The 26145-nt window shown below is 33.8% G+C and carries 29 protein-coding genes; 15 read left to right on the top strand and 14 right to left on the bottom strand.

Annotated features, from left to right (window positions below; genetic code table 11):
- Positions 1-292: 292 nt before the first annotated feature.
- From ACQY29_RS01710 to ACQY29_RS01665, 10 genes are all read right to left on the bottom strand, one after another.
- Positions 293-688 (bottom strand): hypothetical protein, encoded by a 396-nt coding sequence (locus ACQY29_RS01710; RefSeq protein WP_428223541.1) that lies wholly within the window; start codon positions 686-688, stop codon positions 293-295.
- A gap of 9 nt (positions 689-697) precedes the next feature.
- Positions 698-1204 (bottom strand): T6SS effector amidase Tae4 family protein, encoded by a 507-nt coding sequence (locus ACQY29_RS01705; RefSeq protein ID WP_428223540.1) that lies wholly within the window; start codon positions 1202-1204, stop codon positions 698-700.
- Between the two features lie 8 nt (positions 1205-1212).
- A complete protein-coding gene (locus ACQY29_RS01700) occupies positions 1213-2133 on the bottom strand; it encodes an RHS repeat domain-containing protein (protein ID WP_428223539.1) in 921 nt (306 codons plus the stop codon).
- 173 nt (positions 2134-2306) lie between these two features.
- Positions 2307-2762: a transposase gene (locus tag ACQY29_RS01695; protein ID WP_428223538.1), complete on the bottom strand. Its 456-nt coding sequence runs from the start codon at positions 2760-2762 to the stop codon at positions 2307-2309.
- Positions 2743-3300, bottom strand: a complete 558-nt coding sequence (locus tag ACQY29_RS01690; protein WP_428223537.1) for an IS110 family transposase — start codon at positions 3298-3300, stop codon at positions 2743-2745. The genes ACQY29_RS01695 and ACQY29_RS01690 overlap by 20 nt, the downstream gene beginning before the upstream one ends.
- Before the next feature lie 785 nt (positions 3301-4085).
- The gene (locus ACQY29_RS01685; protein ID WP_428223536.1) at positions 4086-5033 is read right to left on the bottom strand and encodes a hypothetical protein; all 948 of its coding nucleotides are present in this window, start codon (positions 5031-5033) and stop codon (positions 4086-4088) included.
- 14 nt (positions 5034-5047) lie between these two features.
- Positions 5048-6010, bottom strand: coding sequence for a DUF6175 family protein (locus ACQY29_RS01680; RefSeq protein ID WP_428223535.1), 963 nt, complete (start codon positions 6008-6010; stop codon positions 5048-5050).
- A gap of 3 nt (positions 6011-6013) precedes the next feature.
- Entirely contained in the window at positions 6014-6427 is a 414-nt protein-coding gene (locus tag ACQY29_RS01675) for a hypothetical protein (protein ID WP_428223534.1), read from the bottom strand.
- An 88-nt stretch (positions 6428-6515) separates the two neighbouring features.
- Complete coding sequence (locus ACQY29_RS01670; RefSeq protein WP_428223533.1) at positions 6516-7019, bottom strand: hypothetical protein; 504 nt, start codon at positions 7017-7019, stop codon at positions 6516-6518.
- 80 nt (positions 7020-7099) lie between these two features.
- Entirely contained in the window at positions 7100-8302 is a 1203-nt protein-coding gene (locus tag ACQY29_RS01665; RefSeq protein ID WP_428223532.1) for a hypothetical protein, read from the bottom strand.
- Positions 8303-8512: 210 nt separating this feature from the next.
- On the opposite strand from ACQY29_RS01665, the gene ACQY29_RS01660 reads away from it, so the two are divergent.
- From ACQY29_RS01660 to ACQY29_RS01650, 3 genes are all read left to right on the top strand, one after another.
- Complete coding sequence (locus ACQY29_RS01660) at positions 8513-8857, top strand: helix-turn-helix domain-containing protein (protein WP_428223531.1); 345 nt, start codon at positions 8513-8515, stop codon at positions 8855-8857.
- Positions 8858-9066: 209 nt separating this feature from the next.
- Complete coding sequence (locus ACQY29_RS01655) at positions 9067-10320, top strand: aspartate kinase (RefSeq protein ID WP_428223530.1); 1254 nt, start codon at positions 9067-9069, stop codon at positions 10318-10320.
- Between the two features lie 98 nt (positions 10321-10418).
- On the top strand, positions 10419-10964 hold the full coding sequence (locus ACQY29_RS01650) for a hypothetical protein (RefSeq protein ID WP_428223529.1): 546 nt from the start codon (positions 10419-10421) through the stop codon (positions 10962-10964).
- Positions 10965-10973: 9 nt separating this feature from the next.
- On the opposite strand, the gene ACQY29_RS01645 is transcribed toward ACQY29_RS01650, so the two are convergent.
- The 3 genes from ACQY29_RS01645 to ACQY29_RS01635 all read right to left on the bottom strand — a co-directional run bounded on the left by ACQY29_RS01645 (position 10974) and on the right by ACQY29_RS01635 (position 14985).
- Positions 10974-12380, bottom strand: a complete 1407-nt coding sequence (locus tag ACQY29_RS01645) for a hybrid sensor histidine kinase/response regulator (protein ID WP_428223528.1) — start codon at positions 12378-12380, stop codon at positions 10974-10976.
- Positions 12370-13515: an FIST signal transduction protein gene (locus tag ACQY29_RS01640; RefSeq protein ID WP_428223527.1), complete on the bottom strand. Its 1146-nt coding sequence runs from the start codon at positions 13513-13515 to the stop codon at positions 12370-12372. Before ACQY29_RS01640 ends, ACQY29_RS01645 begins: the two co-directional genes overlap by 11 nt.
- Positions 13516-13641: 126 nt before the next feature.
- Positions 13642-14985 (bottom strand): serine hydrolase domain-containing protein, encoded by a 1344-nt coding sequence (locus ACQY29_RS01635; RefSeq protein WP_428223526.1) that lies wholly within the window; start codon positions 14983-14985, stop codon positions 13642-13644.
- A gap of 83 nt (positions 14986-15068) precedes the next feature.
- Between ACQY29_RS01635 and ACQY29_RS01630 the strand changes: the two genes are divergently transcribed.
- The 9 genes from ACQY29_RS01630 to rlmN all read left to right on the top strand — a co-directional run bounded on the left by ACQY29_RS01630 (position 15069) and on the right by rlmN (position 22808).
- On the top strand, positions 15069-16052 hold the full coding sequence (locus tag ACQY29_RS01630) for a DUF2157 domain-containing protein (RefSeq protein WP_428223525.1): 984 nt from the start codon (positions 15069-15071) through the stop codon (positions 16050-16052).
- Complete coding sequence (locus tag ACQY29_RS01625) at positions 16042-17205, top strand: hypothetical protein (RefSeq protein WP_428223524.1); 1164 nt, start codon at positions 16042-16044, stop codon at positions 17203-17205. Before ACQY29_RS01630 ends, ACQY29_RS01625 begins: the two co-directional genes overlap by 11 nt.
- A 198-nt stretch (positions 17206-17403) precedes the next feature.
- Positions 17404-18618: an aminotransferase class V-fold PLP-dependent enzyme gene (locus ACQY29_RS01620; protein WP_428223523.1), complete on the top strand. Its 1215-nt coding sequence runs from the start codon at positions 17404-17406 to the stop codon at positions 18616-18618.
- Positions 18619-18629: 11 nt separating this feature from the next.
- Positions 18630-19145, top strand: coding sequence for a hypothetical protein (locus ACQY29_RS01615; RefSeq protein ID WP_428223522.1), 516 nt, complete (start codon positions 18630-18632; stop codon positions 19143-19145).
- A 24-nt stretch (positions 19146-19169) separates the two neighbouring features.
- The gene (locus ACQY29_RS01610) at positions 19170-19589 is read left to right on the top strand and encodes a SufE family protein (protein WP_428223521.1); all 420 of its coding nucleotides are present in this window, start codon (positions 19170-19172) and stop codon (positions 19587-19589) included.
- 61 nt (positions 19590-19650) lie between these two features.
- Entirely contained in the window at positions 19651-19974 is a 324-nt protein-coding gene (locus ACQY29_RS01605; protein WP_428223520.1) for an SUF system Fe-S cluster assembly protein, read from the top strand.
- A 74-nt stretch (positions 19975-20048) separates the two neighbouring features.
- Positions 20049-20555: a DUF2480 family protein gene (locus ACQY29_RS01600; RefSeq protein ID WP_428223519.1), complete on the top strand. Its 507-nt coding sequence runs from the start codon at positions 20049-20051 to the stop codon at positions 20553-20555.
- Between the two features lie 11 nt (positions 20556-20566).
- A complete protein-coding gene (locus ACQY29_RS01595) occupies positions 20567-21460 on the top strand; it encodes a DUF3078 domain-containing protein (RefSeq protein ID WP_428223518.1) in 894 nt (297 codons plus the stop codon).
- A gap of 304 nt (positions 21461-21764) precedes the next feature.
- The gene (rlmN, locus tag ACQY29_RS01590) at positions 21765-22808 is read left to right on the top strand and encodes a 23S rRNA (adenine(2503)-C(2))-methyltransferase RlmN (RefSeq protein WP_428223517.1); all 1044 of its coding nucleotides are present in this window, start codon (positions 21765-21767) and stop codon (positions 22806-22808) included.
- Between the two features lie 43 nt (positions 22809-22851).
- On the opposite strand, the gene ACQY29_RS01585 is transcribed toward rlmN, so the two are convergent.
- On the bottom strand, positions 22852-23721 hold the full coding sequence (locus tag ACQY29_RS01585; protein WP_428223516.1) for a hypothetical protein: 870 nt from the start codon (positions 23719-23721) through the stop codon (positions 22852-22854).
- 117 nt (positions 23722-23838) lie between these two features.
- On the opposite strand from ACQY29_RS01585, the gene ACQY29_RS01580 reads away from it, so the two are divergent.
- From ACQY29_RS01580 to ACQY29_RS01570, 3 genes are all read left to right on the top strand, one after another.
- Positions 23839-24819: a polyprenyl synthetase family protein gene (locus tag ACQY29_RS01580; RefSeq protein WP_428223515.1), complete on the top strand. Its 981-nt coding sequence runs from the start codon at positions 23839-23841 to the stop codon at positions 24817-24819.
- Between the two features lie 92 nt (positions 24820-24911).
- Positions 24912-25472 carry an RNA polymerase sigma factor gene (locus ACQY29_RS01575; RefSeq protein WP_428223514.1) on the top strand — a complete coding sequence of 187 codons (561 nt, stop codon included), beginning with the start codon at positions 24912-24914 and terminating at the stop codon, positions 25470-25472.
- A complete protein-coding gene (locus ACQY29_RS01570) occupies positions 25459-26145 on the top strand; it encodes a hypothetical protein (RefSeq protein WP_428223513.1) in 687 nt (228 codons plus the stop codon). The genes ACQY29_RS01575 and ACQY29_RS01570 overlap by 14 nt, the downstream gene beginning before the upstream one ends.

Raw genomic sequence — 26145 nt, 5'->3', positions numbered from 1 at the left:
CCGATAATTGCATAACCAACTTTTTTGTCAGGCTTAAAGTTATATTCTAAAAATATTTTAGGTTTTATTATGAACCAATAATTTAAAAGTCCAATTACTATTAATGAAATTATTACAGAAGTTTTGCCATATGGTGTGCATTATCATCTCAACGAAAGAACGAAAACTATTACTGTTCTTGGGGTATTTCATACTTCAATATCGCCCGATAAATGGATGAAAAGATTGTAAAATAACAAAACCCGAGCAATGCTCGGGTTTTCTGTTTAATAATTATGATTAAGACAACTAATTATTTTTTTTTAATTTTTAATAATCTCAACTCATTCTGTCTAACAGAATCAATATATATATTTAATTCTGTGCTTGTATAGAGGTCTAAACATTTCATTAGTATCAAACTATTATTCGGATCATGAGATTTATATTTTTTGTTTTGCCACTTTTTAATCATAGCCCAATAATTTTTATCATTAATGATATAAACACCCTTAAGATTAATAATCTGAGTATAGGTTGAACCGTCATTATCAATATCATCGCAATTTTGATATAACTCTTCTATGCAATCACAAACTGCCTGTTTTTTCAATTTTTCGAGTTCTTTTTCAATTGCGCTACTGTTTTTTTGTCCAAAAATTGTGTAACATGAAAGAAGTATAAACAGAATTAAAACATTTTTTTTCATAAAAAAAATTTAAAATGAACATTTTGTAGTACTACAATTAGGATAAGAATGAATTCCAATACGGTTATAAAAAAACACATCAACATGTCCACTAGCATCACTCCAACCACAACCTGTTTGTATAATTAAGCCATAATTTTTCATACTTGAACCAAAATTATATGTTTGCATCAAATATGGCCCCATATATTTAGTAGCAAAATAATAGTTTAAGTTGTTTTTACCTGACATGGTATAATCTGATTTTGCAATTGTAAAACCTGAATCATTTAACGCTTTACTTAATCTAAAACAACAAGTATTTTTATATGAGCTTTTAAGAGTGCCGTTCTTTTTGAGTCCGTTTTGTAAAACATCTTTATAAATATCTCCTCCAATAGTTTTATACAATTCAAGTGCAGACATTTTATCAGCTGTGGGATATGCGTCCATAATTTTTTTAATATCTGCCTCTGACAATGATTTTTTAAGAGTCGAAATATCTATACCATCCTCTTCATAAGCCATCGAATGCATCACATGATTCAACCCAGCAACAGAACAACCATCCCTCCAATGACAACCCCTTGCCAGAAATTACCGCCACTAAGTTCAGCACCTATACCCCCGCTAATCGCCCCAAAGGTAATAGTTCCTACGGTACTTCTAGCAAAATTACCTCCAATAGCACCAAAAGCACTAGCGCCTAAACTTCCAAAAGCACCACTCAAGGCTGCACTCCAAAAATTACCTCCTTGAACACTTGATAATACACCTTGGGTTACTGCATGAGCTCCTGCTTGAACTACTGCCAATCCAGCACCTCCAGCTACCCCCTTAATACTCTCAGCCAAAGCTGTTGCTGTTCCTCCAGCTGCTGAAAAAATACTACCAACACTAAAAGTCACAGCACCACTAAAAGCTCCATAAATAGCAGACACATACGCATCACCTAACTTCCAATGTCGCAAACTTCCATCTCGTGCATAAATTGTAACCGTATAACTTAACACTGCCACTAGAGCTCCTATAGCTATAGCCAAACCTACAGCATACTCCCCATCAGGATCGCTAAACATAAGCGGGTTATTCATTACATACCCGTACTTATTATAACATTGGGTGTTGGTAGGATCTTGTATGTTCTCGTCGGCATTTAAAAAACGACGCAGCATAGGGTCATACAACCTTCCGTTCATGTGTATCAGCCCCACATCCTGCAAGTGTTCATGGCTTGTATACCCTCTATCCAACACCTGCATACTGCCATGCGTCAAATTCCCCCAAGCATCAAAATGGCGTTCTTCTACCACCGTACCTTTCTCATCCGTAATGGCTAGCAGCGTCCCCAGGTAATCTTTATGCAAAAATAAGGGTTTTGCCTCGGTTTGTGCAAAATTTTTCACATAAACCACATTTGCCTCATAAGGCGTACCGCCCCGATCGCGCAGATCTACCCAAAGCATTTCTTAACGCAACAGATTACTATGATTAAAGCAAACAATAATTGTTAAAATTTTCAACTGTTTTTTGCGAATAATTCAATAACTTTAAGTTGGAAAAACACAAATAAGTCTTGCGAAGGGGAAGAAGTTTTTTTACTTCTTTCCTTTCAAAAGAAAATATATTTAATGTCTTTTTAAGCTACTTCCCTTATTATATAATGTCTGTTTTGTCTCACACAGGCACATATAATATGAATAAGTTTGTTTCTTACATTGTTTAATACAAGCATTTTATTTTTTCCTTCTTCCACTTTTCTATTAAAATAGGCTTTCATTTCTGGATTATATGTTATACTTGACAAAGCACACATATGTAATTGTTTCTTTAGCTTTTTATTTGCCATATAATGAACCTTTGGTTTAGCCCTCACGCTTTTTCCAGAAGTATATTCAAAGGGGACTACACCACAATAACAAGCCAGTTCTCTTGGTTTTTCAAATGTTGAAAACTCATTTGTGAAGCAAATTAAAAATAAAGCTGTAATTTTACCTATACTTGGAACAGAAATAATATTGTTGTACATTTTTTCAAGATCCGTGTCTTGAGAAACAAGATTTTCTAATTCTTTTTCATTTTTTGATATCTGCATTAATTCCTTTAATAGCTTGTTTTTGATGCTTTTGTGTTATGTTATAAATTTCTTTGTCAAATGATTTTAATTCATTTTCATTTTGTTTCAAAGAAGCCCTAATAACAACTAATCTTTCTCGTAAAGAAAGTAATGCTCTAATTTTCTCTAAAGATTTTTTGGGAGCTTTAAAAAGAATTGTTTGATCTTGATTTTTAAAAGCATAATTGGCAATTCTTTCAGAATCAATTTTGTCGTTTTTCCCTCGTTGAATCCCTATACTTCTAATAATTCTAAGAGACATTTCTACCCAAAGATTACAATTGTTAGCTACGAGTAAACTCGATAATAATTTTCCATACATACCTATATGTTCCATACAAATCAAAGTGTCTTCTATTAAGGCATTTTCTTTTTTAAACCATTTAATAAAATCCTTCACACCCTTGGTGGAATTAGAAAATTGATTGTGCTTACGATTACCGCTTTCTAACAATAAAAAAGTATCAAAATACTCTTTTGAAATGTCAATTCCAATGAAATGTTTAAATTTGTTCATAGCTATAAATTTAGTATAACCAATTACTGAAATCATTCGAAACCTTGATAATAGGCCTAAAGCCTTAATTACTATTCTGAAGCTTTTCAGTAAAACCTAACAAAGTCCTAATCGATGATAAGTCCTAAACTTTGTTAGCGCAAAGGTTCACTTTGTTAGGTTGGTTATTTTTATTAAAATTTACGAATTTTTCAAAGAACAAATCTAAAGGCTAGCGCGAGCATCTTGCTCGTGCCCACAAAAAAAAATCAAATTAAGCCAGTTTTTAAAATGTTATGGTTATTATTACTATTGTAATTACTGTAACCACCACACTGCAATGTGTACGAACAAGATGCTTGAACGAGACGCAAAATCATATTTCATCGTCTAAAAACGCCCGCACCATCCCAAATGATCGGTATAATTGTAAAAATACATTACTCCGTTTTCCATTTTTACAAATCCCTCCGCATGGGGTACAAAAGCTAAATTGCGATCAACAACTGATACCCACCTTGCAAGTACTGCGTCGTGGTTTGCACGGGTGCAGTAGCAAAGCAGTCTCTTGTAATGCCTCTGGTAGTACTACTTGTTGTTCTCATGCTCTCTGCTCCCTCATCTCTACAAGGTACACGTATAGTGGTCATACTAAATACTTTTTTAGCTAATTTGTTGCCTGTTGCGTCGTAAAGATACTCAATTTTGGTTTGTTCGAGGTTTATAAGAAAGCTGTAATCGTTTCAAAAAAAAAGACTTAGTTAATTTGACTAAGCCTAATTTTATTGTTTTTTTACATTTAAAGTTTACCACCAACCACCTACATTGTAAGTAACTGATTTAGGTTGACCATTACCCCAAGCCACACCTATGTCGCGCATAGCTTTTATACGTTGTTGTTCTAGGCCTAGCTCTGTGTCTACTTTTAGTTTCCATTCTCTGCCATCAAGTTCTTTTACGCGTTTAGCAACTGTGGTTACAAATGTTTTTACTTCTGCATAGCAATTTGCTCTAGAGTCAATACCGCTTAGCATTTCAGACACAGCATTAGCACCTTCTGTAGTTGGGTTAGCTGCCCAAAGCAATTTCGCCTCTTGCAATTGTGTTTTACAGTCAAAATTTATTTTCTTTAAATATGCGCTTTCAGCTGCTGTCATAGCTTTTGTATAGCATGAGGTGCAAACGTCGGGTACAGAAGTTAATCTATATAGTGCTTCGTCATATTGATTTTGCATTTCAAGCATTTTGGCTTCTTTGATAATAAAATCACAACGTGTGTTGTAAAAGTTAATTATTTTTTCTTTTCCTTTTACAATAAAGTTTTGTAGGTCTTTATCGGCTGAATTTATCATTTTAAAAGCGTTAGACATAGCTAATGATTCATTGCTGCCAACACCTTTAACCGTTTTTGTTATAGAGCCAAATTTTGTACCATCAATACCGTCGCCTATATAAAAAGTTACATCCATAGTGTAAGCAATCGTGGTAGGTGCAGTTCCTAAAACATCTTTAGTTCTTGGGGTTACATTAGCTGTTAAGATAAATCTTGAATAATTACTAGATAAACCACTTGCGCTTACAATTTGATTCAACTTGTTCATCAATGCATTTGTAGCCGCTGAAGTTTGGGACTCAACAGATGAATCTATATAAGTGGCTAAAGCAATTAGCTCGGTATTGTTTTTGGTTTGAGCTTGAGCTGTTGTATTCAAGAAAGCGCAAAAACTTACTATTGATAAGAATAATTTTTTCATAATCGGTTTTTAATTTATTTGTCTCCTAAAACAAGTACGGCTTCACCTAAACCTTTGCTCATTAATTTTACATTGATGGCATAAGGAGCTGTTTGTAAGAATTTTTGTAAATTTTTCACAAATTTTCTTGCATCAGTAGCATTACCTTTTTCATCATATAGAGGGATTCTTGCTTGTTCAAAAAGCATCATATTTTCGGTAGCAGTTGTAGTATTGAATCTTCCTTTTACTGTATTAGCTGCCATCCATTCTTCCACAACTTCGCTTAGTTCTTTACCTGCATATTCTTTTTCGAAATCGCCATCCCAAGAGTTGAATTTTTTCAATCTAATTTTGATTTCTCTTCCGTTTGCAAACATGTCATCAAAATGAGTTTGTAGCGAAGCATTGAATTTATCAATATGATTTAAGACCGCTTCTTCTAATAAAGTAGAAACTTCAGCGGAAAAAGAAGGAGCGCCAGCACCACCAGCAGAAGCTACTTCTTTGTTTGTGTATGAATCTAAGCCTTGTAAGGTAAATTCAACTAGTTTTTTAGGGCCAGTTTGTTTAACCACCCAAGTAAGTTGCATGATAATATCCGCTTTTGCATTTTTTCTAAGCTTATCAATAGGGCTTTCAGCTACCTCTGCTCCATTTTTTGAAGTTAATAAAGCGTCTTCAGCACTCTCAGCTTCTAATGATTTAATTTCAGATTCCAGATTTTTTAAAGGAAACCCGCGTTGAGCCATCAAGCCATTAATTTTACTAATTACAAGTAATAAGTCTGAATTTTCTTGAAATGCTCTTTTATAATCAGGTACATTAATTTGTTCTTCCTGGTTGTAAAATGTTTTCATAAAGCCATTTTGATTGCACCAAACATCACTTGGAACAATCATAATTGTGGGTTTCTTAGCTTGTGCATTTACTGTTGCACTAAATCCAAGCATACAAATGGCTATAACGGCATAAAATAATTTATTGATATTTTTCATTCTTTAGATTGATTTGATAATTCCCTCTTGTACTAATTTTTGTTTTAAATTGGATAGTAACACTTTTATAACAACCCCTTTTAGTGTGCCCTGTATACTGTTATGGGTTTTTTGGATTTCTTTATCTAAAGCGACTTCACGGGTAAAAAGTACATACTTGTTATAATCTCCATTTTTAGAGAAAAAATTAGAGAAAAAATTCTCGTTTTTTTCTTTTGCATTGACTTCAAAGACTAAAGGTTTGATTGCGCAACCTAGTTTGCCAGCAGTAATCCCTTTAAAAATAACATCATTTAAGGCGTTTTTTATTGCTTGTTCTTGTGCCTCTTGCGCATTAGCTCCTGTTCCATAAGCCACTAGATTTTGTGTACCTTCAAGTTCTGAACCTATACAGGTGGTTGTGTAATTGTAGTACATTGCTGTAGATTTTTTAGTTCTACATGATGTAAGTGTTAGGATTAAGCTTGCGATTAATATACTTTTTTTTATCATTTGTTGTAGCTTTTTAGAAACCTGAGCTTAAACCACGTACGATACCTGCTGCCTCAAGATCTTTGCGTAGGGCGTCTTTCATAACGGAAACTACAACGCCTATTTTGTATTCTTTTCCTACTTTTTTGCGATCATCAGCAGAAATCATTCCATCAGATGAAACAGATACGTATTTCATGTAATTACCACCGTCTTGAAAGAAAGTATCAAAAAATTCTTGTTTTTCAGTTTCTACATTAGGATCGTTAGCAATTGCTTTTTGTGAAGCGCATCCTCCTTCGCCTGGAAAACCTTTGAACACAATGCCGTGTACTGCATTTTTTTTCGCTTGTTCGATAGCCACAATGCCTCTTTTTGAATACGACCAAACTTTTACCAAGTAAGTGCCATCTTGTCCAACGCCTGCGCATTGTAACTCGTATCTGAATTCATCAGTATCTCTATCGGCTTTTCTTCTTGCTTGTGCATTTGTGGCCAAAGCGATAAAGCTAATAGCCACTAAAATTAAATTCTTCATATTTTGAAAGTATTGAATTAAATGATTTAAAAGAATCGCCTAAAATATAGGATAGTTATTTTAGGCGATTTTTATGGAAATTATTTCCCTTTTCTTTGTACTAAAAGCATACCTGGGAAAAGATCTTTACCGCTTACTTTCTTGAAATAAGTGCGATCTACTTTACTTTCTGGGTGCTCTTCTTCAGCGCCATAAGTATTGTCCCAAATAGGGAAATCAGTATCTACTTTAACTACACCAACTTTGTTGTATTTGATTTTTCCATTTTCGTCTTCAACCTGTTCTAATACATCAAATGAGGATTTTTCAGTTACCCCTTCTTTTGTACCAATTTTCGCTGTAATTGGTTCTACAGTAAAGATTGGAGTTTTAGTTTTGAATTCGTCATGATTTTTTTGTAAAGCCACAATGGTTTTATCAATTGATTTTAAAGTAGCTCTTTGTACTAATTCTTCATTGGTTTTCTTGGTAAAGATGGTTGATTGAATATCTGCCCAAGAAACATCTGTTCCAATGTATTTTAATTTGAAAAATGTAGATTCGTCAAATGCTCTTTTCTTTTCAGGTGTAATTGTAGCATCATCAGCCCAGTAATCTTTGTAGAATGTAGCCGCTGTTTCTTCATCCCAAACTAATTGGTATAAATACCCTTTCGTTTTAACGACATAACCTTTTCCAGCCACTTCTAATCCAGCTCCAGCTGTTTCAGCGATTAAACTTGCATTAGAAACTCCCATAGCACTACCAATGCTTCCTGCAGCACTTAAAAAACCAGATGCTTTTTTAGCTACCTCTTCTTTGTCTGTGTATTTGAATTCATTAATTAGGACGAATGTTTTACCTATCAAATCTTCTCCTGCATCGGCCAGTTGATCTAATCCTCTTTTACTAGCTTGTGCATTTTTTATATCTAAGGCACTCGCATCATAAAAACCTCTTTTTTTGATTAAATCCATGTTGAAACCACCTTTTGAAGAACGATTAAACCATTTGGCTACCATATCTCTTGCAATTTCATTTAAAATTGCTGGGGTAGTACCGTCTGTAGGTAACTGATCTGTCTCATAGACTCTTTTGCCTAAATTGTGGTCGTTGAATTTGTCAGGTACAGGACTTGATTGGAAATGTTGTTTAATGACATCAGCATATGGAAGTTTCGGCTGATTAATCATTACGGTGTAAATAGAACTTCTTCTGTATTTGCTCTCAATTACATCTTTGTTTTGTGCTTCCGCTTTGAATAAGGCTGAAACAATTAATAAAGAGCAGAAAAATTTTCTCATAGTTTATATATTTATTTGTGTTACTCAATTGTCTAATAAACTAAATACTTTTTGTGTGAAGTATTTGTTTTTTAGTTTTTTACGTGTAGTATGAGAAAGGGTAAGATTGGGATGACAAAAAAAATAATATTCATGCATAGAATTTCATTCTAATTGTACTATTTTTGAACTAATAATTCTTATTATTGAACTAAACAAACTAAAACGATAATGATTTCTTCTCCTGAGCGAAAGTTAAAGCAACTAAGGGAATATAAAAACTATTCTCAAGAGTATATAGCTACTCAATTAGGAATAAGTATAAGAGCTTATTCAAAAATTGAAAATGGTGAAACGCAACTCACTTTTAAAAGATTTAACGAAATTTGTGCTATTTTAAAAATGCAACCTGAGCATCTTTTAGGGCTTAATGAGGAAAGCCTCTTTGGTTCATTCAAAGGCAAAATAAATGATGCTAATACGGATTTAACCCCAAAATTAATTCAGCAATATGAGGAAACTATATTAGCATTAAAGGAGCAAATAGGTTTACTCAAATTAATGATTGAAAAATAGCTTATGCGCTTTTGTTTTGAATTGCCAAGCGGAAAATGATTTTGGCTTAAATCAGCTTTGTCAATTTAAAATACCCTTTTTTGTAAAATACAAAAGAACATGTATTCAAATTCCTGAAAAATTCATAGTTTTGAGGAACAGTCATTCGAAAGCAAATTCTTGAAAAAGGTGTTGTTTAGGTACTGGAGCAATTTTAATAAGTCGTAGGAATGAAAATATTTAAATTTGGTGGTGCATCAGTAAAAGATGCGGCAGGAGTAAGAAACGTATATGAAGTATTACAAAAAGTAGGATTTGAAGAAGTATTGTTAGTGGTTTCGGCTATGGGTAAAACCACCAATGCTTTGGAAGAAGTAATCAAGCATTATTTTGACAAATCACCACAATTGAATGCAGCCGTTCAAGAAGTGAAAAAATACCATAATCAAATTCTGATCGACCTTTTTGAAGAAGAAGGACATGAAGTGTTTTTTGAAGTAAATGAACATTTTGCTGATTTTGAATATTTTTTACGTAGTAACAAATCGCCCAATTATAGTTTTGTCTATGATCAGATTGTGAGTTTTGGAGAACTCATTTCCACTACCATTGTTTCGCATTACATGAGTTATAGAGGCATTCAGTCGCAATGGTTGGATGTGCGCAATTATGTGAAAACGGATAATAATTATCGCGATGCTAATGTAGATTGGGATAAAACACAAAAAGCAATCACTAAAATAGCTAAGAAAAAACAACTCTTTGTAACTCAAGGTTTTTTAGGTTCTGATGAAAATGGGTTTACAACAACTCTAGGGCGAGAAGGTTCTGATTATACCGCAGCTATTTTTGCTTATTGCCTGAATGCTGAAAGTGTAACTATCTGGAAAGATGTACCTGGAGTTATGAATGCGGATCCTAGGTATTTTGAGAATGCTAATTTATTGAATCAAATTTCTTACAGAGAAGCTATAGAATTAGCTTTTTATGGTGCAAGTGTTATACACCCTAAAACACTACAACCTTTACAACGTAAAGAAATTCCTTTATTTGTCAAATCGTTTATAAATCCACTATTGGCAGGAACGAGCGTATCTAAAGGTGAAGATTTAGAACCAAAGTTGCCTTGTTTTATAGTTAAAAAAGGGCAAATTTTATTGTCATTATCTTCAATTGATTTTTCTTTTATTATGGAAGAAAATATTAGCGAAATATTTGCACTACTACATAAGTTTAAACTCAAAGTAAGTTTGATTCAAAATTCAGCTATTAGTTTCTCAGTATGTGTTGAAGATAAATATGCTAATTTTTCTGAGTTGGTAAAAATCTTGTCTAAAAAATTTAAAGTAACTTATAATGAAAATGTTGCCTTATATACAGTAAGACATTTTGATGACAATGCCATGAAAACAATTGAAAAAGATAAGGCGGTTTTAGTGCGTCAAATGAGTAGAGAAACCTTACAAGTTGTGGTTAAGGAATAGTTTTTTTCTGACTATTTTTTTGTTTTAGATTGCGAATTTCATTTCTTTGAAAGAAAAGTTGTATATTTATGTATTAACAGCTTTGTTTACAGTTGATTATGCGATTCTTTTTTGTAATGAAATTCGTGATTTTCTTTTTTATCATGGGACACATTTCTTTAGCTCAAGATAGGAAGATACGTGTTTTTGAAAAAAAGCTTGACTTGAGTGTTGACGCATCTAATTATACTACAGCCGCACTTTTTTTAGTTGTGTTTCCTTCAAAAGACAATTTACTAGTTTTTATTGATCAGAATAAAGCTTGGGAGGTTACTGAAGTCAATTGGCAAGAATGGCAAGAGCTTCCTGAGAGTACACTTATAGTGGTACAACCATTGGTAGAAGGAAGTCTTAAAACGATTAAGCGTATTCCTGAACCTGTTCGATTAGGAAGTTTAAGTCTTAAGGATCTTAAAATAACTGCAAATCAAAATCCTGCTGCATTCTCACTAACTTGGTCTATGGATACACTTTACCCTGCCGAAACAAGTGTGCAGACTTCTCGAAAAATTGAATTGAGTAATTGTTGTGATAAAGGAACTTGTTCTGTTACAGTTTTTTTTGAACGAAAAAAAGAGCATATACAATTGTATACTTCGCGATGAATTTGATGATTAAAACTGTATATGATTTATAGGTTCGTTATCAAGATGTAATACCAATTTGCTATTTAAATTTTGCACATTGAAGGGTTTTGTAATATAATCGGTAAAACCCAAGGCTTGTGCTTTGCTGATGTCGTTGACAAAATTGGAAGCAGATATAGCAATAATAGGTATAATTTTGTTTGTCTTCCGAATCAAAACCGTGCTTTCGAAGCCATCCATTACGGGCATTGATAAATCCATAAATATCATATCGTAATTATTTAATATGCATTTTTCATAACCGATTTTGCCATTTTCCGCTACTTCATAAGTAATATCCCAGTTGCTTAAAATTTTTCCTAAAATTTTTACATTGATTAAATTGTCTTCGACAATAAGTACTTTATAGCCGTTAAAGCTTTTCTTTTCGTCAATTTTTTCAACTTGTAAGCTTGGTGTGTCAGATAAAGGTAATGTTAATTCAAAATAAAAAGTAGAACCTTCATCTTTTTTGCTTGCTACATTGATTTTGCTTTTATACAATCGTAGCAATTGGCTTACAATAACAAGCCCCAAGCCTGTTCCACCAAATTTCCTTGTGGTATTGTATTCCTCTTGGGTAAAAGGCTGAAAAATCTTTTTTAAATTTCCTTTTTTAATGCCTATTCCGGTGTCTTTTACTTCAAAATAAAGAGTTGCACTATGTTCGTCTCTGTGTTTTTCTCTTAAAGTTACTGTTATTGACTTTTTTTTGGAGAATTTACTCGCATTAGAAATTAAATTGGTTAATATTTGATTCAAACGCAATGGGTCTCCTATCAAATTATACTCAATGGCAGGGTCAATGTTGATATGTACTGAATTGTTGTTGCTTTTAAAATTGTATTCTTGTGCTTTGATAATATCATTTAGCAATGAGTTTACAGAAAATGGGATGTGTTCTAAATCAAGTTTGTTAGCTTCAATCTTATTAAAATCAAGAATATCATTAATCAACATCAATAAATTACTCGAAGATACTTTTAAGATTTCAAGGTGTTCTGCTAATTGATTAGCATCTTTGTTTTTATCAATAAGGTATAGTGAGCCAATGATGGCATTCAAAGGTGTGCGAATTTCATGACTCATTACTGATAAAAAATTCGATTTAGCTTCATTGGCTTTTTCGGCTTCTGTTTTTGCTTCTAATAGACTTTTTTGGTATTGGTTGTTAATTACAAGTTCTTCTTTTAATTGATTATTAATTTTGGTAAATTCTTCATCATTTAATGTGGTGGCACGCTCAAAAAGTTTGATATCACGTTCGTAATTTCTATAGGTGTCGTTTATAGTATCTAGAAATTTACACATAGACGCATCATTCCAAATGTCTCTTTCGGAGAAGTGCCTTTGTATCAATCGGTTTAAATGTGGATGTAATTCTTTATTGTTCATAAATACTAGTAATCGTGATGGTCTGATTGTATAAATCACAAGGTGAAAAATTACCATCCGGGGCGATTTCTCCATAAGAGTAAAAACCCGTTACCGTTGGTTTTATCTCAGCATGTTCATAATGTTGTAGCGCCAACTCTAACTCTTCATCGTGACGGCTTCCTAACACGATTTTGCGTCCCACACAGCTAATCAAAAAAATGAGTTGGGGTACAGCGTCTTTAAATGCGGTTTTGTTGATGGCTTCTTGTGCGGCATCGAGTAATAAATCTTTATTACTTTTCATAAAACGGACGGTACTACCTTGTGGGACATCACCAGCAAAAGTCATAGATTTGTTGTTCTCGTTTATGCTTAATACGGTACGTACAAAAAAACGGTCGCCATCAGGACTCTTTACAGACAATGGGAAATATAAGGAGGAAGCGGGAAGCATCGCGGAATATTCTCCCAAATATTCTTTGTATAAATCTAAGGCATTTTGATGGCTAAGCTCGAATAACGTGTTCTTATAAGATGATGTAATAGTGCGTTCTGGACCGAAAACATGCCATCCTCCTTCAATCCCAAAATTGAAGTGTATGTCTTTACCTATAAAACCGATGATAACTATTTTAGGTGTGGTTCCTAGCACGTTGATTCCTGCATAGGTTTTTTCAAAGCGTTCCATATCTGCAGTCATGCCCCCAAATACGGGAACGTTTTTAGGATTGCAAGTCGCTAAACAGGAAGTGAGTTCTGAGCCATTGGTAGAACTTCCTTCCGATAGAACTAAAACCGCTTTTATATCGGGCATGTTAAGAAGGTCTTGGACTTTACCGTGGGAAGGATGCTCTTTATCCGTAAGACAAGTGGCTTCTAATTCAAAAATTTCTAATTTGGTTTTTTCAAAACTCACCCCAGTAATCACTGGTTGGTCAAATAAAACTTCTTGGTTTGAAAAATGCCCTGAAGTCGTGCCAAAAACTACCGTTGCATTTGGAAATTTGGTTTGGGTCTGTTGGATAACTTCGTTGGAGAGTTGTAAGCGGTCAGCAAAAATAAATGCCAATTGTGCTTTTGAATGAGAAAATTCTTCGGATTCGCTTATGGGTATCAAAGCGCCATCCCAAGTAAATTGAGCCGTCTTAATCATAGTAGGAAGTTTCCTTTAAAATTATATATTTTTTTTAAAAGAAACAACCTGATGTTGTAAAAAATGTTTTATTTTTTGTTAATATGTAAAAATATTGTGTTAATTATAGTGAATAATGTGAGTTTATTAATTTTTTTTAACACTTGCTAAGATTTCTTTTAAAAATGTATTCAAATCTATGTGGTCGTATCCTAAACGCACCACCACCATATTGTGAGAAGGGATAATAAAAACACGTTGTCCTTGAAAACCATCAGCGTAATAAATATCTTTAGGGCAGTCAGGTAATTTTCCACAGGCATTTAACCAGAATTGTGCGCCATATTCTTTATTAGAGGTAGGAGTGGGAGTTGCAACGTATTTAGACCAAGTGGATTCAAACAATTGCTCGCCATTCCAGTTTCCGTTGTGTAGATAAAGCAAGCCGAATTTTGCCCAATCACGCGCGTTAGCCCAAGCATAAGAGGAACCAATATAATTTCCTGCTAAATCGGTTTCAATTAACATCGAATGCATACCAATTTTATCAATCAAAGCCGAGTACCAAAAATCTAAATATTCCTGATGGGTTTTAAACTGGTTGCGGATGATACCAGAAAGTAAGTTGGTGGTTCCTGAAGAGTAGTTCCAGGTAGCATTGGGTTTGCCCACTAAAGGTTTGTGTATTTGCGATTGGGTCATGTCGCTTTCTTGGAAAAGCATTTTGGTTGCATCTGAAATAGTGTTATAATTTTCTTCCCATTCCAGACCCGAATTCATTTGTAATAAATTGTGAAAGGTGATGTTTTTGCGTTCATCGTTTTTCCAAGCTGTAATTGGAGCAGGTTGATTAATATTTAATTTTCCTTGTTTTTGAAGGATGCCTAACATGGTTCCCGTAATACTTTTGGTCATGGACCAGCCCAATAATCTTGAATTCTTTGAAAATCCAGGGGCGTATTTTTCAGCAATAATCTGGTCGTTATGCACTACAACCACCGCACGAGTGCATTTTTTGCCTTCGTTACTCGGTGCAAAAGCAAAATCTACCGCCTTCTGCAAACGTTTGTAATCTACATTAGGTAAGGGCGTAGTAACAGGTTCACCATCACCGTAAGGGAATGGGATTTTAGTGTTTAAAGTAAAGTTTCTTTTAGGAACCAAATACGGTTTTGAAGCATCGTATTCGTCATTGACTAATACGGCACCTAAGCCTTCACGGTAAACGGCTTTTCGTTTTTTAAAACCATATACAGTGGCTTCGGCTAAATGTCCGTTTTCATCTATAGTATTCGACGCCAAATCAATTAAGTTAATGTCGTTGTCGCCTTTTTCAATAATGTCTAACGAACGGTTGTCTAAGAAATGACCCGATGCTACACTTTTAGCTGAAAATCCAGAAATTAAATCCAGTTTAGGATAGTTTTTGTAACCTATAAAACCCACAGTTCCTAGGACTAAAAGGCTGATAATGCCGATTGTTTTTTTCATTCGATTGATTTTGATGCAATTTAGTTTTTTTTCATGTGAATATAAAATCAAATTAGTTGATTATATTTGATAAAATTGATTGTATGAATAACATTTTTACTTTGTTAAAGGATAAGAATTTTATCACGCCTGAGCAGTATAAAGCTATTGAAGCTTACCAAGAGCTAGGCTTGTTTTCTTTGCGGAATGAACTTCTTTTTTTATTATACATTTCCATCTTGCTTTTTACTAGTGGAGTTGGTGTTTTGATTTATAAAAACATTGATACACTTGGGCATACTGTATTACTGGTGTTGTTAGGTCTTGCAACATTGGTGAGTTTTTATTTTTGTATTAAAAAAGCCAAAGGATTTACCAAACAGGAAGTCTTGTTTGAAAATCCTTTATACGATTATTGGGTGCTTTTTACTGCTATTTTGAGTTGTACATTTATAGGCTATTTTCAATACAATTTGAATTTGACTGCGACCAATTATAATATTACTTCACTCTTGTCTGCTTTGGTTTGTATTGCGATGGCCTACTATTTTGACAATAAGAGTGTTTTAGTTCTTGGCATTACGGCTTTGGCAAGTTTTGTAGGACTGTCATTACAAGTGCAGACTTTCTTTGCAAATGAACTGTTCCATACCTCAACGTTAATTTTTTCAGGCTTACTGTTTGGGGTTTTCTTGTTGTTGTGGCAAAGAGTGATTGAGGTCAAAGGTGTAAAGTTTCACTTCAGTTTTGTGTTGTTAACATTTGCCTTTCATACCTTGGCATTAAGCTGTTTGTCAGGAATAGGGAACGATGATAAAATTTGGTTTTTGTATCTATTGGTATTGATTGCTGTGATGTATTTTTTCTATAAAAAAAGTTTGGCTTTAGATGCTATTTCTTGGTATGTTTTTGTGCTTTTCTATGGGTACATTGGGTTGAATATTTTTATTTTCAAACTGTTGGAGATACTAGATGCTTCGCAATTCTATGAATTTATCATTTTTCTCTCTCCTTTTTATGTGATTAGTTCTATAGTGTTGTTTATCAAAATGATTAAGGATTTTAAAAAGAATGTTTATGTTAACTAATAATTTCACCGCTATTCAAAATCATTTTCTTTTGGAAGAAATGGAACAACTTGTAGCTAATGGGACAGTGAGTGAAGAACAGTTGCAAATGATGAAACACAATCATCCAGCTACCAAGACCAATAATAATATTTTGGTGCGCATCGGTTTCTTTTTGTTAGGAGTTTTCTTAATCAGTTCGGTGGTTGGTTTCTTATCGCTATTTGTAGCCATCAGTGGTGGTGCGGAAGGTTTTGCCCTAATAAGTTTATTGATGGCAGTGGGATGTGTGATGGCAACCGAAATTTTATTCAGTAAGAATTATTTTGCTTACGGTTTGGATGATGCTTCTGTGCTAGGGATTCCACTTTTTCTAGCTATAACGGTGGGGATTTTTAGTGAAGAGGAGCATGCGGTGTTGCTAGTTCTTTTCCTTGGAGCTTTGTATGGTGCGGTGCGATACGTCAATGTCCCTGCAACCTTTTTCGCTATCCTTTTCATGGTGAGTTTCGTTGGCTTTACGATTGTACACGATAAAATTTTACCGAGTAGTGTATTGCCTTTTGTGATGTTTGGTCTAGGCTTGGGACTTTTCTTTTTGCAGTGGAAATTAAAATCCAAGACACCGTTTTTTATCTACAAAAATATAGGGTTAACAGTTGAAATTCTTAGCCTTTTGTTGCTATATGCTTCTATGAATTATTATGTAGTTCGTGAATTGTCGGAGGAATTGTTAGAAATAACCATTGCCAAAGGTGCAGATATTCCATTTGCGTTGTTGTTCTGGATGCTTACGTTTTTGATGCCTTTAGCCTACCTCTTTTTTGGGGTTAAGTATAAAAACCGCATTTTTATTTGGTGTGGATTGGGCTTGTTAGGTTTGGCTTTTGCAACGTTTCGTTATTATCATGCCGTTTTGTCTATTGAATATGCTTGTTTGTTAGGGGGGAGTATTTTATTTGTTCTGGTTTATATTTCTATTCAAAAATTAAAAGATAAAAGTTCGGGCTTAACTTTTAAAGAAGATGTGCAATTGCAACCTGTAGCATTTGATTTGGTTAAAACCATTTTAATTAATGCCAATGCAAATATCGCGGTACCCACAAAACCCGAGTCACCTATGCCTTTTTGTGGTGGCGGATTTAGCGGTGGCGGTAGTGGGGATAATTATTAGTTATGCCGTTTTAATTTTGTATGGTATTTAATTCAAAATGGTGAAATATTTTTGGGTATCCTATTCATAATAAGATTTTAAAACTACTCAAATTTGCAAATAGATTTCATCTATAGTATATTGTAAAAAGAAATGTGAATTTGTTCGGGAATTCGTAGCTATTTAATTACTTTTGCATTTAGAATTTTTCTAAATAAGATGTTTGATATTCAAAAGATTAGAGCTGACTTTCCAATTTTGACGCAAAAGGTCAACGGAAAACCCTTAATATATTTCGATAACGGGGCTACGGCTCAAAAGCCTAAAGTGGTTATCGATGCGATTACAAAATACTACGAAGAGATAAATGCGAATATTCATCGTGGCGTACACACCTTAAGCCAGTTGGCCACTGACGCTTACGAGGAATCGCGTGAAAAAGTGCGTGCACACATGAATGCAACGCACCTTCATGAAATTATCTTTACCTCAGGAACTACACAAGGAATTAACTTGGTGGCTCATGGTATGGCATCATTGATTCAAGCGGGCGATGAGGTAATGGTTTCTGCTTTAGAACACCATAGTAATATTGTGCCTTGGCAGTTTTTATGCGAGCGCACAGGAGCAAAATTGGTGGTGATTCCCATGAATGAAAAGGGCGAACTTATCATGGCTGAATTTGATAAGTTGCTTTCTGAAAAAACAAAAATCATAGCGGTTAATCATATTTCTAATGCTTTAGGAACTATTAACCCTATTGAATATATCATTGAAAAAGCACATCAAATGGGAGCTTGGGTGCTGATAGATGGTGCTCAGGCTACACCGCATTTGCGACCAGATGTACAAGCCTTGGATTGTGATTTTTATGTGTTTTCAGGACATAAAGTTTGCGGACCTACCGGTGTTGGAATTCTCTACGGTAAAGAAGCCTTGCTAAATCAGTTGCCGCCTTACATGGGTGGGGGCGAAATGATTAAAGAAGTGACTTTTGAGAAAACAACTTATGCCGAATTACCTCACAAGTTTGAAGCGGGAACGCCTAATATTGCTGATGGGATTGTATTAGGAACTGCCTTGGATTATTTGAATGAGGTAGGTTTTGATAACATTCAAAAGCAAGAAAAAGAATTGTTAGCTTACGGTACCGAAAAACTTTTAGCAATAGATCGCTTAAAAATTTACGGTACTGCTGAAAATAAGACCTCCGTAATTTCTTTCAACATTGAGGGGATTCATCCTTACGATATTGGAACAATTATTGATAAGTTAGGAATAGCGGTTCGTACAGGACATCATTGTACACAACCTATTATGAATTTCTTTGGAATTCCTGGTACGGTACGTGCAAGTTTCTCTTTTTACAATACTAAAGAAGAAATTGATGTTTTTGTTGAGGCTGTTAAAAAAGCAAAAATGATGTTATCATAAAACTATAAGTTATGAAAAAAGTTTTTTTGACCCTATTTACTTTAACAGTAATATTGGCTTCTTGTAAATGTAAAAAAGCGGTTCTTGAAGAAGATAAAGCAGCTGTTGTGATGAGTTCCAACGAAAATTTGAACAGTAGTATGGGAAGTAATCAAAAAGAAACAGATAAGCAACAACAAGGAACCTTAGTGAAATATAGTGCAAACTCACGAGGTTATCATTTAGAAGTGGTTTTTAGCGAAGCAGGTTTGTCGTTTACAACAATTCGTGATAGTAAAGATTTTAAATCAGTTAAAATCAGTCAGAAAGACCAAGATGAGCTTGTTAGTTTAGTGAAACAAATCAATCCGGAGGATTTGCAAAAGTTGGAAGCCCCTACCATGTTGCGTTTGCATGATGGAGCAGCACATGCCGATTTTCAAATGATAAAAAATGGGATAACTTATAATTCTACTGGTTTTGACCATGGTCACCCGCCTGCTAAAATTGAAAAATTAATTAATAAATTAGTATCATTTACAGAATAATGTACTGTAAATAATGTTTTGAAAATGACTATAGAAGAAATTCAGAATGAAATCGTTGATGAGTTTTCCATGTTCGACGATTGGATGCAACGTTACGAATACATCATTGAATTAGGGAAGACACTTCCTTTGATTGATGGACAATATAAAACGGATGACAATATTATTAAAGGTTGTCAATCTAAAGTATGGGTGCATGCCGAAGAAAAAGAGGGTAACATCGTTTTTACAGCTGATAGCGACGCTATTTTGACCAAAGGGATTATCGGTATTTTAATCCGTACCTTTTCAAATCAACCTGCACAAGCCATCTTAGATGCTAAAACTGATTTTATTGATGAAATTGGGCTTAAAGAGCATCTTTCGCCCACACGCGCCAATGGCTTGGTTTCGATGATAAAACAAATTAAAATGTATGCTTTGGCATTCTTGAGCAAAAATTAAAAGTAAAGTTAGCAGTAACAGTAATCAGTTTACAGAGCTGCAACTGAAAACTATAATAAAAATGGAAGAATTTAACGACAACATTAATTTAGGAGAAGAAGTGGTAAAAGTGTTAAAACGCATTTATGACCCTGAAATTCCTGTAGATATTTACGAATTAGGTTTGATTTACGACGTTTTTGTCAATGAAGATATGGATGTGAAAATCTTGATGACTTTGACTTCTCCAAATTGCCCTGTAGCTGAGACCTTGCCTAATGAAGTAAAGGAGAAAATTGAAAAATTAGAAGCTGTAAAATCGTGTGAAGTAGAAATTACTTTCGATCCACCTTGGACAAAGGAGTTGATGAGCGAAGAAGCAAAATTAGAATTAGGAATGCTTTAATTTAGTATTCAGTGTTCAGTATTCAGTGTTCAGTAAAGCTGAATACTGCACACTGAATACTGATCACTATAAAAATGGAAGAAATTGTAAATAAAGTAGCCTCGAGTGCTTTAGAGGTTTTTGATTTAGAAGATTATTACCAAGAGGGTATTCGCACAGGAATAGATATCAGTCAATGGCTTGTTGAAGGGTTTTTGTTAAAAGAAAAAGACTTTAGAGAGGCACTTAAACAACACGATTGGTCGCAATATAAAGACCATTTTTGTGCTATTTATTGTAGTACTGATGCTATTTTACCTACTTGGGCGCCTATCTTAGTGTCCTCTTTTTTAAATCAATATGCTAAAAAAGTAATAGTTGGGAATATTCAAGAAATTGATGTAAATTTATACATAGAAGAAATTCTACGAATAGATTTCAGTAAATTCCTTGACAAACCAGTAATTTTGAAGGGTTGTTCAAGGAAGCCTGTTCCGAAAGAAGCTTACATCATGGCGATGACACAATTACAAAAAGTGGCAAAGAGTGTCATGTTTGGTGAAGCTTGTTCGGCAGTTCCGATATACAAGAGAACCAAATAAAAATTATATCTATGAAAAAGACATTACTTTGCTTAGCATTAGTAGGATGCCAAGCGCTATTGAATGCACAAACTAACGAAGGGGAACTTATTAAAAGAACTGCTGAAACTGAAAAAAAAGCAGCTGACAATTCAAACTTGGGTTGGAAAAAAGTGGGTAATTTTAATTTTTTATTCAATCAATCTGCTTTTAATAACGATTGGAGAGCTGGCGGAACTTCAAGTGTTGCCGGTAATCTTAATCTGAATTATGATTTTAATTTCAAATCAGAAAATTTAATTTGGGATAACAAAGTAATTGCTGCTTATGGATTGACTAAATTGAAAGATGCCAATGTGCAAAAATCAGATGACCGATTAATGTTTAGCTCTATTTTAGGTAAGAAAGCTTCAGGATATTGGTTTTATTCTGCCTTTTTAGATTTTAAAACACAAATGGATTCTGGTTTTGATGGTAAAACGGGAGCTAAAATTTCACATTTTTTCTCTCCTGCATACCTTCAAGTTGGTCCAGGTATGATGTGGAAAAAACATGATAACTTCAAATTTAATATTGCTCCAGCAACGGCTAAAATGGTGTTGGTACATTCTCATTTTACTGAATTGGGTTCTTCATTTGGAGTTCAACAGGGAAAAACTACACGTTTTGAATTTGGAGCAGGATTACAAGGATACTATAAATGTAAGTTAATGGATAATATCACTTGGGAAAATATTTTGAATTTGTATTCAAATTATCTTGATAAACCTCAAAATGTTGACATTGATTATCAAGCTAATTTATCTATGAAAGTGAATAAGTATATTACTACAAATTTAGCTTTTCAAGCAATATACGATGATAATGCAGTAGGGGCATTTCAAGTTAGAGAAGTTTTTGGTTTAGGTTTCAATTATGCTTTCTAAATTAGAGTTTTAAAGTTTCACAAATATTAAAAAGGGTTTGCAGTTGTAAACCCTTTTTTTATGGCTTATAATTTTTAGTATGTATGATTCTAAATGTGTTAATTGTGATGCTAATTGTGATGCTAATTGTGTTCGTTCTATCATTTGAACTTGAAATGGCTTGAATTACAAAAATTGAAGTTCTTGATGCTTTTTTTTTTGTTAATAATAAAAAAATCAATGGTAAGTAATATGGATGTTAGAAAGTAATGGGCTTACTTTCTAAGAATTTTATTTTGATTTTTAGAATAACTATCTTTGCAGGATGCAAACAGAGAAAAAAGATATCCGTTCTTTGACTAAAGAACAATTGCGTGACTTTTTTGTAAGTCAGGGTGATAAAGCTTTTAGAGGCAATCAGGTGTATGAATGGCTATGGCAAAAGAAAGCGCATAAATTTGAAGATATGACCAATGTATCCAAGTCAACTCGGGATATGTTGGAAGCGAATTTTGTAATCAATCATATCCAAGTTGATCAAATGCAAAGAAGTGAGGATGGTACTGTAAAAAATGCGGTGCGTTTGCATGATGGATTGATTGTAGAATCGGTTTTGATTCCAACAGAAACCAGAACTACAGCTTGTGTTTCAAGTCAAGTTGGTTGTAGTTTGGATTGTAATTTTTGTGCTACAGCACGTTTAAAGCGTATGCGTAATTTGGAACCAGGAGAAATCTATGACCAAGTTGCTGCTATCGATTCAGAAAGTCGTTTGTATTATGGTCGTCCATTGTCCAATATTGTTTTTATGGGTATGGGTGAACCCTTGATGAATTATCCAAATGTGATGAAGGCCATTGACAAAATTACCTCTGTTGAAGGTTTAGGAATGTCTCCTAAAAGAATCACGGTCTCCACTTCTGGAGTTTCAAAAATGATTAAAAAAATGGCTGATGATGAGGTGAAATTTAAATTAGCCGTTTCGTTACATTCGGCAGTAGAGGAAATTCGAAATCAAATTATGCCATTTACAAAAAATTTCCCTTTGACTGAGTTGAAAGAGGCTTTAGAATATTGGTACAAAAAAACAAAAAGTAAAGTTACTTACGAATATGTAGTTTGGAAAGGTATTAATGATGATAAACGATCTATAGATGCGCTAGTAAAATTTTGTAAATATGTGCCTTGTAAAGTCAACTTGATTGAATACAATCCAATTGATGATGGTGAGTTTCAGCAAGCTTCGGAGGCTTCAATAAATGCTTATATCAAAGCCTTAGAAGCTGTTGATATAGTAGTAAAAGTAAGAAGAAGCCGTGGTAAAGATATTGATGCCGCTTGTGGTCAGTTAGCTAATAAGGAAGGTTAAAATAATAAAAAACTCTCGAGAGATCGAGAGTTTTTTATTGGTATTATTTTCTTAAATATATATCGTAACTAATTCCGTTAATTGTTAATATTGCTTTGTTGTCGCAAGCTCCATTTCCAAAATCTAAAGTTGCGGTTTTGTCGTTTTTAACAAAAGTGATAATTCCTTTTACTATTTCTCTAGATGCACAACTCATTTTAATATTTAAAGCGCTTGTGATTGTTGCAGTTCTAGTCGCTCCGTTAGGGAACACGGTTTCCCAACTTCCAGTAACAGCATATACATTGTCAGAAATATCAGGTGTAGCTTCACCTTCTACAATCTCTCTTTTTTTATTTCCTGTTATTTTTAGGATTTTTCCGTTAGGAAGAGTAACTGTAACGTTTAAGTTGATGTAGAAAGCTAAATGAGTTGGATTTACATTGTTAGGTTCTACTTTGATAGTTATAGTTCGAGTACCGTCTAATTTAATTTCATTGTGGTAGAAATTTTCAAAAGTATAAGTAATCTCGTGGCTAGTAGCTTTAGGATGGTAATAAAAACTAATGATGATTTTACCTTTTAAAGTATTTCCATTTGGTAATACACAGCCTGTAGTACCATAGTCAATGGTTTTAGTAACCTTGTCGCCATCAACTAATGGAGTGCCTATAGCAGGAACTCTTGTAATAGTTGCACAAGTAGGGGCAGGTGCTGCTTTATCAGTTTGAGCTAAACGTGAAGGAAAAGCATCTACACTGAATTGTTCTAAAATGATTGCTGAAGCGTCATCTACTGCTGCATCTGACTTAGCTGAATAGCTCACGTCGTCTTGAGTAATTTCAGGGGTGAAATCATCCGTTTTTTCTTTGTTGCAACTCGTCAGGAACACAAATGTACTTACTAATGAAGCAATTAAAATTCTTGTTCTCATAATTTTAAAGTTTTAAGGGTTTAAGGGTTAGACTAAAGTAATAAAAAAAGGTTTAATTTAATTTGAAAAAAAATGTTTTTTTTCATTCATTAAAATTCTTTTATCTTTGAAACCCTGATGGATACAACTACTTTAATTAAACAACCGATACGGACTGAGATGGAAATTTTTGAAAGAAAATTCCACAGTTCTATGTCTTCAAAAGTTGCCTTGCTCAATAGAATTACGTATTATATTGTGAACAGAAAGGGAAAACAAATGCGTCCTATGTTTGTTTTTCTAACAGCTAAAATGATTTCTGGAGGTGATGTTTTAGAACGTACTTACAGGGGAGCCTTGGTTATTGAATTGATACATACCGCGACCCTTGTGCACGATGATGTGGTTGATGATAGTAACCGTCGACGTGGTTTTTTCTCAATCAATGCTTTATGGAAAAATAAAATAGCCGTATTAGTTGGCGATTATCTTCTTTCAAAAGGGTTGTTGCTCTCTATAGATAATGGTGATTTTGATTTGTTGAAAATAATATCTGTTGCCGTACGTGAAATGAGTGAAGGGGAATTATTACAAATTGAAAAAGCCCGTCGATTAGATATTACAGAAGCGGTATATTATGAAATTATTCGTCAAAAAACAGCTACATTAATAGCAGCTTGTTGTGCCTTAGCTGCTTGTTCTGTAAAACCTGATGACAAGCAATTAATTGAGGATATGCGTAAATTTGGGGAGTTAATAGGTATGGCGTTTCAAATAAAAGATGATTTGTTCGATTATTCTGAAGAAGCTATTGGCAAACCTACAGGTATAGATATTAAAGAGCAAAAAATGACGCTTCCTTTGATACATGTTTTGAACAATTGTACTTCCAAAGAAAAATCTTGGTTAATCAATTCTATTAAAAATCATAACAAAGACAAAAAACGAGTTAAAGAAGTTATTCAATTTGTTAAGGATCAAAATGGTTTAGCTTATGCTGAAAAGAAAATGTTTGAATTTCAACAACAGGCTTTAGCGTTACTAGAAAAATTCCCTAATTCTGATTATAAAAAAGCTTTAATTTTAATGGTTAACTATGTGATTGAAAGAAAAAAATAATTTTTTTTCAACTCCATGCAACCTTTTTCTTTTTATTATCGTCTCTATTATTAGAAGCGATACAGTAATCTATACTTTAATATTTGGGGACAGTGAAAGTAATCCATCTGCATCAAGAAGAAAAAAAAATCATTGAAGAGGCCGTTGTTCAAAACAGGCAGGCACAACATAAGTTGTATGTTAAATATGCACCTAAAATGTTAAGTGTTTGTAGGCAGTATATTAAAGATTTGCAACAAGCGGAAGATGTAATGATTACGGCTTTTATGAAAGTGTTTGTTAATTTGAAATATTTTGAACATAAAGGGAGTTTTGAAGGGTGGATAAGAAAAATTATGATTCATGAATGTATTTCGTATTTACGGGTAAAAAAGGAAATGAAATTTGTAGAGGATGAAGAGTTTACGCACGAAATGCATAACAATATTGAAAGTCAGTTTTCTGTAGAAGCTATTCAATTTTTAATAGATGCTTTGCCTGATGGGTATAAAATGGTTTTCAATTTATATGTAATAGAAGGGTATAAGCACCATGAAATTGCAGAAATGTTAGGAATTAGTCCAGGAACTTCAAAATCACAGTTGTCAAGAGCGAGAGAAGTTTTGCAAACCCAAATCAATTCACTTAATAAGTTTAATCATGGAACAATCTAAGTTTGAAGAACAATTGCAACAAAAAATGCAAGCCAGAGAAATTATGCCATCAGAAACAGCTTGGGATCGTCTAGATGCTATGCTGAGCGTTACTGAGATGTCTGTAGTGCCTGCTAAAAGAGAGAAAAAAGGGTTTGTAATTGCGGCTTCAATTCTGTTAATGTTGAGTCTAGGTGTTCTTATTTTGATGGTGCGAACAAATGATTCAATAAAAAATGAAGTTGTAACTAGCGATAGGGCTATACCCAATAAAGCAATTCCTAAAAATAATGTTGATGTAATAGCTTGTCAAATAGTTAAGTCACATTCAGAAAATGAATCCTTGTTAAAACAAAACAAGAGTACACATAAAACGGAACTTGTACAGATTGAAGTTGTAAAGACAACTGACAAAAATAATAAGGAAACATTAAGTGCTGTTGCGGTAAATACTGAAACGATTGAAAGTGAGCCTGTTTTGATGCTAGAAAAATCAAGTGATGAAAGGCGAAATGATTTAGCACAATCAGAAAAATTGGAGTTAAAAATAGATGCTCAGGCATTGTTAAATCAGGTTGACGGTGAAATGCAACAAACCTTCAGACAAAATGTTTTTAAAAGAATAAAAAAAGATTATAACAATGCAAAAGAAGTTTTAGCTTCTAGAAATCAAGAATCATCAATTAATCATTAA

Source organism: Flavobacterium sp. (assembly GCF_965262375.1).
In the GTDB taxonomy this organism is placed as follows: Bacteria; Bacteroidota; Bacteroidia; order Flavobacteriales; family Flavobacteriaceae; genus Flavobacterium.
This window is presented reverse-complemented; position numbering and strand designations above follow the sequence as displayed.

Coding starts and splice junctions, on each gene's coding strand:
- ACQY29_RS01710 (WP_428223541.1), bottom strand. CDS start 688: ATGAAAAAAAATGTTTTAATTCTGTTTATACTTCTTTCATGTTACACA.
- ACQY29_RS01645 (WP_428223528.1), bottom strand. CDS start 12,380: ATGAACAATAAAGAATTACATCCACATTTAAACCGATTGATACAAAGG.
- ACQY29_RS01595 (WP_428223518.1), top strand. CDS start 20,567: ATGAAAAAGACATTACTTTGCTTAGCATTAGTAGGATGCCAAGCGCTA.
- ACQY29_RS01610 (WP_428223521.1), top strand. CDS start 19,170: ATGACTATAGAAGAAATTCAGAATGAAATCGTTGATGAGTTTTCCATG.
- ACQY29_RS01680 (WP_428223535.1), bottom strand. CDS start 6,010: ATGAAAAATATCAATAAATTATTTTATGCCGTTATAGCCATTTGTATG.
- ACQY29_RS01630 (WP_428223525.1), top strand. CDS start 15,069: ATGAATAACATTTTTACTTTGTTAAAGGATAAGAATTTTATCACGCCT.
- ACQY29_RS01655 (WP_428223530.1), top strand. CDS start 9,067: ATGAAAATATTTAAATTTGGTGGTGCATCAGTAAAAGATGCGGCAGGA.
- ACQY29_RS01690 (WP_428223537.1), bottom strand. CDS start 3,300: ATGAACAAATTTAAACATTTCATTGGAATTGACATTTCAAAAGAGTAT.
- ACQY29_RS01570 (WP_428223513.1), top strand. CDS start 25,459: ATGGAACAATCTAAGTTTGAAGAACAATTGCAACAAAAAATGCAAGCC.
- ACQY29_RS01685 (WP_428223536.1), bottom strand. CDS start 5,033: ATGAAAAAATTATTCTTATCAATAGTAAGTTTTTGCGCTTTCTTGAAT.
- ACQY29_RS01695 (WP_428223538.1), bottom strand. CDS start 2,762: ATGCAGATATCAAAAAATGAAAAAGAATTAGAAAATCTTGTTTCTCAA.
- ACQY29_RS01615 (WP_428223522.1), top strand. CDS start 18,630: ATGAAAAAAGTTTTTTTGACCCTATTTACTTTAACAGTAATATTGGCT.
- ACQY29_RS01635 (WP_428223526.1), bottom strand. CDS start 14,985: ATGAAAAAAACAATCGGCATTATCAGCCTTTTAGTCCTAGGAACTGTG.
- ACQY29_RS01625 (WP_428223524.1), top strand. CDS start 16,042: ATGTTAACTAATAATTTCACCGCTATTCAAAATCATTTTCTTTTGGAA.
- ACQY29_RS01670 (WP_428223533.1), bottom strand. CDS start 7,019: ATGAAGAATTTAATTTTAGTGGCTATTAGCTTTATCGCTTTGGCCACA.
- rlmN (WP_428223517.1), top strand. CDS start 21,765: ATGCAAACAGAGAAAAAAGATATCCGTTCTTTGACTAAAGAACAATTG.
- ACQY29_RS01700 (WP_428223539.1), bottom strand. CDS start 2,133: ATGCTTTGGGTAGATCTGCGCGATCGGGGCGGTACGCCTTATGAGGCA.
- ACQY29_RS01675 (WP_428223534.1), bottom strand. CDS start 6,427: ATGTACTACAATTACACAACCACCTGTATAGGTTCAGAACTTGAAGGT.
- ACQY29_RS01640 (WP_428223527.1), bottom strand. CDS start 13,515: ATGATTAAGACGGCTCAATTTACTTGGGATGGCGCTTTGATACCCATA.
- ACQY29_RS01650 (WP_428223529.1), top strand. CDS start 10,419: ATGCGATTCTTTTTTGTAATGAAATTCGTGATTTTCTTTTTTATCATG.
- ACQY29_RS01705 (WP_428223540.1), bottom strand. CDS start 1,204: ATGCATTCGATGGCTTATGAAGAGGATGGTATAGATATTTCGACTCTT.
- ACQY29_RS01585 (WP_428223516.1), bottom strand. CDS start 23,721: ATGAGAACAAGAATTTTAATTGCTTCATTAGTAAGTACATTTGTGTTC.
- ACQY29_RS01665 (WP_428223532.1), bottom strand. CDS start 8,302: ATGAGAAAATTTTTCTGCTCTTTATTAATTGTTTCAGCCTTATTCAAA.
- ACQY29_RS01620 (WP_428223523.1), top strand. CDS start 17,404: ATGTTTGATATTCAAAAGATTAGAGCTGACTTTCCAATTTTGACGCAA.
- ACQY29_RS01600 (WP_428223519.1), top strand. CDS start 20,049: ATGGAAGAAATTGTAAATAAAGTAGCCTCGAGTGCTTTAGAGGTTTTT.
- ACQY29_RS01605 (WP_428223520.1), top strand. CDS start 19,651: ATGGAAGAATTTAACGACAACATTAATTTAGGAGAAGAAGTGGTAAAA.
- ACQY29_RS01580 (WP_428223515.1), top strand. CDS start 23,839: ATGGATACAACTACTTTAATTAAACAACCGATACGGACTGAGATGGAA.
- ACQY29_RS01660 (WP_428223531.1), top strand. CDS start 8,513: ATGATTTCTTCTCCTGAGCGAAAGTTAAAGCAACTAAGGGAATATAAA.